Origin of the sequence: Mycobacterium sp. E3247 (genome assembly GCF_001667785.1) — a bacterium.
In the GTDB taxonomy this organism is placed as follows: Bacteria; Actinomycetota; Actinomycetes; order Mycobacteriales; family Mycobacteriaceae; genus Mycobacterium.
This window is the reverse complement of record NZ_LZJG01000318.1, coordinates 1-9,567: the sequence shown is the minus strand read 5'-3', so window position 1 is coordinate 9,567 and position 9,567 is coordinate 1. Positions and strand designations below refer to the sequence as shown.

Genomic DNA, 9,567 nt, shown 5'->3' with positions numbered 1-9,567 from the left:
TCGGTCTCGAAATTGGCCTCGGTGATTGCGGATACCCCAGGGCCGCCGTCACCGGCCGCCGGTGCGCCGCCGGCCGGCTGCTGCTGGGCCCGCTGCTTGAGGCCGGACAAGTCGACCGCACCGGCAAGCGCGGGGCCAATCGAGGGTCGCGGACGCGTCACGACGTCAAGTTTGGCATGCGCGTCGGCGACCGATCCACCCGGCCGGGTGGCGCCTCGGCGGACCGGAAATCAGTCCCGAGGGGCCTCGATCAGGATGTATGACGAAGATCACAAAAGTTCCCGCGTGGGCCGACCCAGCAACCTCGTTGAGAGTCGACCCACGCCGACGAAACCGGCTACTTCGCGTTTGCCCGCAGGATCAGGGCGTCGCCCTGACCACCCGCGCCGCACAGGGCGGCGACGCCGTAGCCGGAGCCCCGGCGGGCCAGTTCCAGCGCCACATGCAGTGTTATCCGCGCGCCCGACATGCCGATCGGATGCCCGACGGCGATCGCCCCGCCGTTGACGTTGACGATGTCGGGATCGAGGCCGAGTTCGCGGGTCGAAGCCAAAGCGACCGCCGCGAACGCCTCGTTGATCTCCACCACGTCGAGCTGGTCGGCGGAGATGCCCTCGCGGCCGAGCGCCTTCTTGATCGCGTTGGCCGGCTGCGACTGCAGGGTCGAGTCCGGTCCGGCCACGACGCCGTGTGCACCGATTTCTACCAGCCAGGTCAGCCCGAGCTCTTCCGCCTTGGCCTTGCTCATCACCACCACGGCCGCCGCCCCGTCGGAGATCTGAGACGCCGAACCGGCGGTGATGGTGCCGTCGCGACGGAATGCCGGCTTGAGGCCCGACAGGGACTCGACGGTGGTGTTGGCGCGGATCCCCTCGTCCTCGGTGAACTGCAGCGGATCACCCTTGCGCTGCGGAATGTTGACCGGTACCACTTCGTCGGCGAAGACGCCGTCCTTCCACGCCGCGGCCGCCTTCTGATGCGACCGCGCAGCGAACTCGTCCTGCTCCTCGCGAGTGAACTTGTCCACGTCATTGCGTTGCTCGGTGAGCGCGCCCATCGGCTGGTCGGTGAAGACGTCGTGCAGGCCGTCGTAGGCCATGTGGTCCAGGACCGTGACGTCGCCATACTTGTAGCCCGCCCGGCTGTCCATCAGCAAATGCGGCGCCTTGGTCATGGACTCCTGCCCGCCGGCCACCACCACGTCGAACTCCCCGGCGCGGATCAGCTGGTCGGCGAGCGCGATCGCGTCGATGCCGGACAGGCACATCTTGTTGATGGTCAGCGCCGGAACGTCCCAGCCGATGCCGGCCGCCACGGCCGCCTGGCGGGCCGGCATCTGGCCGGCCCCGGCCGTCAGCACCTGGCCCATGATCACGTACTCGACCGCGGAGGCGGGCACGTTGGCCTTCTCGAGCGCGCCTGCGATGGCAATGGCCCCCAGATCGCTGGCCGAGAAATCCTTCAACGAACCCATCAGCTTGCCGATCGGCGTCCGCGCTCCAGCAACGATCACCGAAGTCGTCATTACTCTCTCCTAAGGGCTACTAACGCTCCCCTGGACGGCCGATTTGGCCTCCCGGAGAAGCGCAATCTTTGCCGCCAGGTTACCTTTATGTGATGACGACCGATCAAGTTGACGCCCGTCAGGTCCTGGCCACCGCACTGGTGACGGCGATCGATCACGTCGGCATCGCAGTCGCCGACCTGGACGCGGCCATCGCGTGGTATCACGACCACCTCGGCATGATCGTCGCGCACGAGGAAGTCAACGAGGAGCAGGGAATCCGCGAGGCCATGCTGTCCGTGCCGGGCGCGCCGGCCGGTACCGCTCAGATCCAGTTGATGGCACCGATCGACGACTCCTCGACCATCGCCAAGTTCATCGACAAGCGCGGGCCCGGCATCCAACAGATGGCCGTCCGGGTGAGCGACCTCGACAGCGTGATCGAGCACCTGCGCTCTCAGGACATCCGGCTCCTCTACGATGCGCCCCGCCGCGGTACGGCAAACTCGCGGATCAACTTCATCCACCCCAAGGACGCCGGCGGCGTTCTCATCGAGTTGGTCGAACCGGCCACCTGAGGCTCAGCGGTCAGGACCACTTCCGGGTAGGCCCGCGCGTGGCGCGGTGGGTCCAGCACGAGGCATGCCAATGGCGTCGATCGTCGGCCCCTCCGAGGGTCGGATCAGTCGGCCAGACCACCAGATGAGCTGTGCCCGCGCGTATTTCGTGATCGCAACCGGGACAGCGGTAGGTCTTGACCGCTCGGACCGCCGCGACGGGACGCACCTCGTACTCGTGGCCGTCCGGCCCGGTCTCCACCCGGAGCGGCGCCGGCGGCGAGGGTGACGGGCGCCGCCGACGTGGCGGTGTACGACGCCGGGCCATGCCGCCAGCCTAGCCGCGAGGCTCAAAACAGCCGGTATTCGTCGCTGTCCATTCCGCGCATCTTGTCGTAATCCAATGTGATGCAACGGATCCCCCGGTCGGTGGCGAGCGTGCGCGCTTGCGGCTTGATCTGCTGGGCCGCGAACACCCCCTTCACCGGTGCCAGCACGCTGTCGCGATTGAGCAACTCGAGGTAGCGGGTGAGCTGCTCGACGCCGTCGATCTCCCCCCGCCGCTTGATCTCCACCGCGACGGAACCGCCCTGCTCGTCACGGCAGAGCAGGTCGACCGGCCCGATCGCGGTCATGTATTCGCGACGAACCAGCGTGTAACCCTCGCCGAGCAGTTGCACGTGCTCGGCGAGCAACGCCTGCAGGTGGGCTTCGACGCCGTCCTTGACCAAGCCGGGGTCAACGCCGAGGTCGTGGCTGGAGTCGTGCTCGACCACCTCGACCGTGATGCGCAACTGTTCGCCGGCCTTGTTCTGTACCACCCACACGGGCGCCGGATCACCGGCCTCCTCGCTGAGCCAGCAGGGCGGACTCATCCAGTTCAGCGGCTTGTAGGCGCGGTCGTCGGCGTGCACGCTGACCGAGCCGTCCGCCTTGAACAACAGCAACCTGCGCGCCGACGGAAGATGCGCGGTCAGCCGGCCGACGTAGTCCACAGTGCACTGGGCGATGACTAGACGCACCCGACTCACCTTAGAGCGTGGCCGACAAATTAGGCTGACGCCACCATGTCGGCCAACCAGAGCTTGGCAAAACGCATCGGCCGGGTGCTCGAGACGGTCACCCGTCAGAGCGGCCGGCTACCGGAGACCCCGGCGTACGGCTCCCTGCTGCTGGGCGGGGTCACCGAGAGCCAGCGACGGCGCCGCATCCGCATCCAGCTCATCCTGACCGTGCTGGTCCTTGGCGCCAACCTGATCGGTATCGTGGTGGCGCTGCTGCTGGTGATAGTCGCCATCCCGCAGCCAAGCATCTTCCACGACGCGCCTGCCTGGATTACGTTCGGGGTCTCACCGGCCTACATCGCGTTGGCCCTGGCGGTGGGCACCTATTGGATCACCCGCCGGACGGTGTTCTCGCTGCGCTGGGCGATCGAGGAGCGCTCGCCGAACGCGGAAGACGAGCGCAACACCTTCCTGGCCCCATGGCGGATCGCCCGCTTCGACCTCATCCTGTGGGGTGTCGGCGCGGTGGTCTACACAATGCTCTACGGCCTGGTCAACACGCTGTTCATCCCGCGGTTTCTCATCGCGGTGGGCATCTGCGGCATCTTGGTGGCCACCGCCAGCTATCTGATCGCCGAGTTCGCCCTGCGCCCCGTCGCAGCGCAGGCACTGGAGGCGGGGCCACCGCCACGACGTTTCTCGGCCGGGATCATGGGCCGGACGATGGTGGTCTGGTTCCTCGGGTCCGGCCTGCCCGTGCTCGGCATCGCCTTTCTCGCGGGCTTCCAGGCCCTGATGCGGAACCTGACCGAGACCGAGTTCGCGGTCGGCGTGTTGATCGTGTCGATGGCCACGGTGATCTTCGGTTGCCTCTTGATGTGGATCCTGGCCTGGCTCACCGCAACTCCGGTGCGCGTGGTCCGTACGGCATTGCGCCGCGTAGAGCGCGGTGATCTGCGGGGCGATCTCGTCGTTTTCGACGGCACCGAACTCGGTGAGCTCCAACGCGGTTTCAACGCGATGGTCGACGGGCTGCGCGAGCGCGAACGCGTCCGCGACCTCTTCGGACGGCACGTCGGGCGCGAGGTCGCCCTCGCCGCCGAACGCGAGCGGCCGCAGCTGGGCGGCGAAGAACGCCATGTCGCAGTCGTATTCATCGACATCGTCGGGTCTACCCAACTGGTGACCAGCCGGCCTCCGGCCGAAGTCGTTTCGGTGCTCAACCAATTTTTTGGCATCGTCGTCGAGGAAGTGGACCGACACTGCGGGCTGGTCAACAAGTTCGAGGGCGACGCGACGCTGGCCATCTTCGGAGCCCCCAATCATCTGGACCGTCCGGAAGACGAGGCGCTGGCCACCGCGCGCGCCATCGCCGAGCGGCTCGACAACGAAATGCCCGAGTGCCAGGCCGGTATCGGTGTGGCGGCGGGGCAAGTGGTCGCCGGCAACGTCGGCGCCAGGGAACGCTTCGAGTACACCGTGATCGGGGGGCCGGTCAACGAGGCGGCCCGCCTGTGCGAGCTGGCCAAGTCACACCCCGGCCGGCCGCTTGCGACGGCCGGCGCACTGGAGGGCGCGAGCGAGAAGGAACGCGCCCGTTGGAGTTTGGGTGAGACCGTGACGCTTCGCGGACACGAGCGCTCCACCCGGCTGGCTTCGCCCGCCGACTCGCCTGCGTGACGCGATTGATTTTCGGCCCGAGTGGGTAACGGGATTAAGGACATCGCCCCTCATAGAGATTGGTGTTGACATGCCCGGTAGTACAACAGCCCGCCGTGTTTCCCTCGCCGCGGGCGTCGCGGCGGCCATCGCCTTGAGTTCGCTGACAGCGGGTTGCGGCTCGAGCAACAACAACAAGAATCCGACGACGTCGACGGTCACCACGACGGTCACGACGCCGACCAGCGTCACCACGACCGCCCCGGCCGCGACCACTCCTGCCGCCCCGGGTGGCGGGGGACCCGAGACCGGGCCCGGCGGTGCCACGACCGCCGGACCGGGTGGGTCCGGCGCCGGCGCCGGACCCGGCGGGGCCAGCGCGGGTGTGCCGGGCGCGGGGGCGTCTGCCGGCCCCGGCGGCGCGGGCGCCTGCGCCGGTGGCGTCTGCGTCGGGACCCCTCCCAGCCCGTAGGCCTCACGCGCTATGACGCCGGTCCCACCGGCGTCATAGCGCCATGGCGCAAGGCGGTGCCCGCGTAGGGCCTACGCGGGCACCCACGCACCACTCACGTCGTCAGATCTGCGTCTGCGGTGCTCGTCCGGACAGGTCTCGTTCGGCCGCGCATACCACACGAGCCGATGTAGTGCATCTTGCACGGTGTGCCAAAACCCTTCCGGGTCAATACATTTCCTCTATTGAGCGATAGAAGATCGTGAATTGACCCGCAGATCCACCCCCAACGATAGTTGCGACGGGCCAAGGCGTCGGCCGGGCGACCTGAGAAGGGTGCATCGTGACAACCAATGGACTGCTGGACCGTGCGAGGATCGTCGCAAGGCCGGGATGGAGCCGCTGGCTGGTTCCCCCCGCCGCGCTGTCGATCCATCTGGCCATCGGCTCGGTTTACGCGTGGAGCGTCTTCAAGATCCCGCTGGAGAAATCGCTACATGTCTCCGGTACGGCCAGCGCCATGCCCTTCACCATCGGCATCGTGATGCTGGGAGTGTCGGCTGCGGCTTTCGGCACCCGCGTCGACCACTACGGGCCCCGCTGGGCGATGTTCGTTGCCACCGTCTGCTTCTGCGGCGGGCTGCTGATTGCGGGATTGGGAGTTTCGGTCCGTCAGTACTGGATCGTCTTGTTGGGCTATGGCGTGGTTGGTGGCGTCGGGCTGGGTATCGGCTACATCTCTCCGGTGTCCACGTTGATCAAGTGGTTCCCCGACCGCCCGGGCATGGCCACCGGCCTGGCAATCATGGGCTTCGGCGGCGGAGCGCTGATCGCGTCGCCGTGGACCAACAGCCTTCTCGCCGCGTTCGGAAGAAACAGCAGTGCGGGTGTCGCCAAGACCTTCCTGGTGATGGGCTGCACCTACGCGGTGTTCATGTCGATGGGGTGCGTGCTGATCCGGGTGCCCGCACCCGGATGGGCGCCCAACGGCTGGAAACCCAAGCCGGACAAGACCGTATCGTCGGCCAGCGTCGCCGGCGTGGCGGCGGCGAACGCGATCAAGACGCCCCAGTTCTGGCTCTTGTGGGCGGTGCTGTGTTTCAACGTGACCGCCGGGATCGGCATTCTGGAGAAGGCGTCACCGATCTACCAGGACTTCTTTCCGGCCGCTCCCAGTGCGGCCGTGCTGGCTTCCGCGGCCGCCGGGTACGTCGCGCTGCTTTCGCTGGCCAACATGCTCGGCCGCATCGGCTGGTCATCGTTGTCGGACCTGGTGGGCCGCAAGGCGATCTACCGGCTCTATCTGGGCGGCGGCGCCCTTCTGTATCTGACGCTGCTCCTGACGACCAACTCCAACAAAATTGTGTTCCTGCTGTGCACGCTGCTGATCCTGTCGTTCTACGGCGCGGGGTTCTCGACGGTTCCTGCTTACCTGCGTGACCTGTTCGGCGTCTTCGAGGTCGGTGCCATCCACGGCAGGTTGTTGACCGCGTGGTCGGTTGCGGGCGTGTTGGGCCCACTCACCGTCAACGCGATTGCGGACTCGCAGAAGGCGGCCGGCAAACACGGCCCGGAGCTGTACACCGTGTCATTCGCGGTGATGATCGCCCTGTTGGTTCTCGGCGTGGTTTGCAACGAGCTGATCAGGCCGGTAGCCGAGAAACATTACCGGGAAGCATGGTCCGACGACACCTCGTCGGCAGCCGAGACGACGTCCCCCCGACAGCCCGAAAGGCAACCATGACCACACCGACGGCGGACACTCCCAGCCGGCGCGTCAGTCTCGTCCTCATACTCCCCTGGCTGTGGGTGGCCGTCCCGTTCGCGTACGGGGTCTGGCAGCTCTGCACCAAGATCACTCAGCTATTCAGCGTCTGACCACCCGAGCCGCGCCCGGGCCGCCAGGGCCCCGCACTACGATGTCGTTTTTCCGCCAGTTTTGTCAGTCGGTGGGTGTAAGTCTTGAAGCATGCATGACGACTTCGAACGTTGCTACCGCGCCGTCCAGTCCAAGGACGCCCGGTTCGACGGCTGGTTCGTCACGGCGGTCCTGACCACGCGCATCTATTGCCGCCCCAGCTGCCCGGTGCGGCCGCCGTTCGCCCGCAATGTGCGATTCTACCCGACCGCGGCGGCCGCTCAGCGCGCGGGGTTCCGGGCCTGCAAACGGTGCCGCCCCGACGCGTCGCCGGGTTCACCGGAATGGAACGTACGCGGCGACGTCGTCGCGCGGACGATGCGGCTCATCGCCGACGGCACGGTGGACCGCGAGGGTGTCGGCGGTCTGGCAGCCCACCTCGGCTATACCACCCGCCAGCTGGAGCGGCTGTTGCAGGCCGAAGTGGGCGCCGGCCCGCTCGCGCTGGCCCGCGCCCAGCGAGCGCAGACCGCTCGCCTGCTGATCGAGACCACGGCTTTGCCGTTCGGCGACGTCGCCTTCGCGTCTGGGTTTTCCAGCATCCGCCAGTTCAACGACACCGTGCGCCTGGTCTTCGAGAACACGCCGACGGAACTGCGCCGGCTGGCGGCCGCCCGGCCCGGGTCGGGCGCCGCTTCGGCGGGAACGGTGTGCCTTCGCCTGCCGGTTCGCACCCCGTTCGCCTACGAGGGAGTCTTCGGCCACTTGGCCGCCAGCACAGTGCCCGGTTGTGAGGAAGTTCGCGATGGCGCCTATCGACGCACCCTTCGCCTGCCGGTCGGCAGCGCCGTCGTCACGCTGACACCGGCCGTCGATCACGTCCGCTGCGTGCTCGCGCTCGACGACTTTCGCGACCTCACAACGGCGATCGCCCGCTGCCGGCGGCTGCTCGATCTCGACGCCGATCCCGAAGCGGTGGACGAGGCGCTCGCCGGTGACCCCGGCCTGCGTCCCGCGATCGTAAAGGCACCCGGACAACGCATCCCCCGCACTGTCGACGAGGCCGAGCTGGCCGTGCGCGCGGTTCTGGGCCAACAGGTCTCGACCAAAGCGGCGAGCACGCACGCCGGCCGCCTGGTCGCCGCCTACGGGCACCCGATCGCGGACCCGGACGGCGGGTTGACGCATACTTTCCCGTCGGTGGAGCAGCTCGCCGAGATCGACCCGGTCCACTTGGCGGTCCCCAAAGCCCGCCAACGGACCCTGAGCGCATTGGTCGCCGGCCTCGCCGACGGCAGTATCGTCCTGGACAGCGGGAGCGACTGGGAAGCCTCCCGCAGGCAATTGCTGGATCTGCCCGGGGTAGGCCCCTGGACCGCAGAGGTGATTGCCATGCGCGGTCTCGGTGACCCAGATGCCTTCCCCGCCACCGACCTTGGCCTTCGCTCGGCCGCCAGACAGCTGGGCTTGCCGACGGACGAAGGGGCGCTGGTCACGCATGGCACCCGCTGGCGCCCCTGGCGCTCGTACGCCACCCAGTACCTTTGGACCACCCTCGAGCATCCGGTTAACCAATGGCCACCACAGGAGCCCCAAAAGGAGACAGCATGATCGAGTACCGCACCATCGAAAGCCCGGTCGGGCCGCTGACGTTGGCGGGACAGGACTCCGTTTTGACCATGCTTCGGATGGTCGACCAGACCTACGAACCGAGCCGGACCGGCTGGACACCGAACCCGGCCGCATTCCAAGAGGCCACCGAGCAACTCGACGCCTACTTCGCCGGCGAGCTGACCGACTTCGATTTCGAATTCGAGCTCCGCGGCTCCGATTTCCAGCGGCGAGTGTGGTCGGCGCTACAAACAATTCCATATGGCGAAACGAGGTCGTACGGAAAGATTGCGGACCAGATCGGAGCTCCCGGCTCCGCACGGGCGGTGGGGTTGGCCAACGGCCACAACCCCATTGCGATTGTCGTTCCCTGCCATCGAGTGATCGGCGCCAACGGCAGCCTCACCGGTTACGGCGGCGGCCTCGAGCGAAAGCAAACGTTGCTCGGGTTGGAGCGAAAACACGCATCCGCGAATGCGACTTTGACATTGTTCGACTAGAAATCGCCGGCGCCGTAAATGCAAAAACACCCCCGTCGCCGGGGGTGTTTTTGTGTATGTTCGGCGGTGTCCTACTTTTCCACCCGCATGGGCAGTATCATCGGCGCTGACAGGCTTAGCTTCCGGGTTCGGAATGGGACCGGGCGTTTCCCTGTCGCTGTGGCCGCCGTAACTCTATTTAAATTTGGTTTCGGTGGGGGGTGTGGTGTCCAAGTTTCCGCGGCTATTGCCGCTGGAAATGGAAAGTGGTTGCGATTGTGTGTTGGTAAGTTTTCGGCCGGTTAGTGCCAGTTCCCTGCACTCATTGCTGAGCTTCCAGGTCTGGCCTATCGATCCCGTGGTCTGCGGGGGGCCTTATCCCTCTAAAAGGGTGAGAAACCTGATCTTGGAGAAGGTTTCCCGCTTAGATGCTTTCAGCGGTTA

Annotated in this window: 9 protein-coding genes, 2 rRNA genes and 1 pseudogene; 6 read left to right on the top strand and 6 right to left on the bottom strand. The window is 66.7% G+C overall.

The window, feature by feature from the left end:
* Together A9X04_RS31575 and A9X04_RS17515 are read right to left on the bottom strand one after the other, a co-directional pair.
* Window positions 1–161 (bottom strand): annotated as a pseudogene (locus tag A9X04_RS31575) (co-chaperone YbbN); the annotation flags it as partial.
* 176 nt (window positions 162–337) lie between these two features.
* Window positions 338–1,525, bottom strand: coding sequence for an acetyl-CoA C-acetyltransferase (locus tag A9X04_RS17515; RefSeq protein WP_067923014.1), 1,188 nt, complete (start codon window positions 1,523–1,525; stop codon window positions 338–340).
* Between the two features lie 89 nt (window positions 1,526–1,614).
* Here A9X04_RS17515 and mce point away from each other — a divergent pair, with 89 nt between their 5' ends.
* Window positions 1,615–2,082, top strand: coding sequence for a methylmalonyl-CoA epimerase (mce, locus tag A9X04_RS17510; protein ID WP_197509205.1), 468 nt, complete (start codon window positions 1,615–1,617; stop codon window positions 2,080–2,082).
* Between the two features lie 10 nt (window positions 2,083–2,092).
* Here the strand turns inward: mce and A9X04_RS29815 are convergent, their stop codons facing one another.
* Together A9X04_RS29815 and nucS are read right to left on the bottom strand one after the other, a co-directional pair.
* Complete coding sequence (locus tag A9X04_RS29815) at window positions 2,093–2,389, bottom strand: hypothetical protein (RefSeq protein ID WP_082973080.1); 297 nt, start codon at window positions 2,387–2,389, stop codon at window positions 2,093–2,095.
* A 22-nt stretch (window positions 2,390–2,411) separates the two neighbouring features.
* Window positions 2,412–3,083, bottom strand: a complete 672-nt coding sequence (gene nucS / locus A9X04_RS17505) for an endonuclease NucS (RefSeq protein WP_067923010.1) — start codon at window positions 3,081–3,083, stop codon at window positions 2,412–2,414.
* A gap of 45 nt (window positions 3,084–3,128) precedes the next feature.
* On the opposite strand from nucS, the gene A9X04_RS17500 reads away from it, so the two are divergent.
* The 5 genes from A9X04_RS17500 to A9X04_RS17485 all read left to right on the top strand — a co-directional run bounded on the left by A9X04_RS17500 (window position 3,129) and on the right by A9X04_RS17485 (window position 9,144).
* Window positions 3,129–4,745 carry an adenylate/guanylate cyclase domain-containing protein gene (locus A9X04_RS17500; protein WP_067923008.1) on the top strand — a complete coding sequence of 539 codons (1,617 nt, stop codon included), beginning with the start codon at window positions 3,129–3,131 and terminating at the stop codon, window positions 4,743–4,745.
* A gap of 70 nt (window positions 4,746–4,815) precedes the next feature.
* Window positions 4,816–5,196, top strand: coding sequence for a hypothetical protein (locus A9X04_RS29810; RefSeq protein ID WP_082975069.1), 381 nt, complete (start codon window positions 4,816–4,818; stop codon window positions 5,194–5,196).
* Between the two features lie 322 nt (window positions 5,197–5,518).
* On the top strand, window positions 5,519–6,919 hold the full coding sequence (locus tag A9X04_RS17495; protein WP_067923006.1) for an OFA family MFS transporter: 1,401 nt from the start codon (window positions 5,519–5,521) through the stop codon (window positions 6,917–6,919).
* A gap of 225 nt (window positions 6,920–7,144) precedes the next feature.
* The gene (locus A9X04_RS17490; RefSeq protein ID WP_067923003.1) at window positions 7,145–8,644 is read left to right on the top strand and encodes a DNA-3-methyladenine glycosylase 2 family protein; all 1,500 of its coding nucleotides are present in this window, start codon (window positions 7,145–7,147) and stop codon (window positions 8,642–8,644) included.
* Window positions 8,641–9,144, top strand: coding sequence for a methylated-DNA--[protein]-cysteine S-methyltransferase (locus A9X04_RS17485; protein WP_067923001.1), 504 nt, complete (start codon window positions 8,641–8,643; stop codon window positions 9,142–9,144). The genes A9X04_RS17490 and A9X04_RS17485 overlap by 4 nt, the downstream gene beginning before the upstream one ends.
* Window positions 9,145–9,202: 58 nt before the next feature.
* Here the strand turns inward: A9X04_RS17485 and rrf are convergent.
* Window positions 9,203–9,315, bottom strand: a 5S ribosomal RNA gene (gene rrf / locus A9X04_RS17480).
* A gap of 90 nt (window positions 9,316–9,405) precedes the next feature.
* A 23S ribosomal RNA gene (locus A9X04_RS17475) occupies window positions 9,406–9,567 on the bottom strand; the annotation flags it as partial.

What these genes read in the sequence shown, in the direction of transcription:
- A9X04_RS17515 (WP_067923014.1), bottom strand. Translation starts at nt 1,525, where the DNA reads ATGACGACTTCGGTGATCGTTGCTGGAGCGCGGACGCCGATCGGCAAG.
- A9X04_RS29815 (WP_082973080.1), bottom strand. Translation starts at nt 2,389, where the DNA reads ATGGCCCGGCGTCGTACACCGCCACGTCGGCGGCGCCCGTCACCCTCG.
- A9X04_RS17500 (WP_067923008.1), top strand. Translation starts at nt 3,129, where the DNA reads ATGTCGGCCAACCAGAGCTTGGCAAAACGCATCGGCCGGGTGCTCGAG.
- A9X04_RS29810 (WP_082975069.1), top strand. Translation starts at nt 4,816, where the DNA reads ATGCCCGGTAGTACAACAGCCCGCCGTGTTTCCCTCGCCGCGGGCGTC.
- A9X04_RS17490 (WP_067923003.1), top strand. Translation starts at nt 7,145, where the DNA reads ATGCATGACGACTTCGAACGTTGCTACCGCGCCGTCCAGTCCAAGGAC.
- A9X04_RS17485 (WP_067923001.1), top strand. Translation starts at nt 8,641, where the DNA reads ATGATCGAGTACCGCACCATCGAAAGCCCGGTCGGGCCGCTGACGTTG.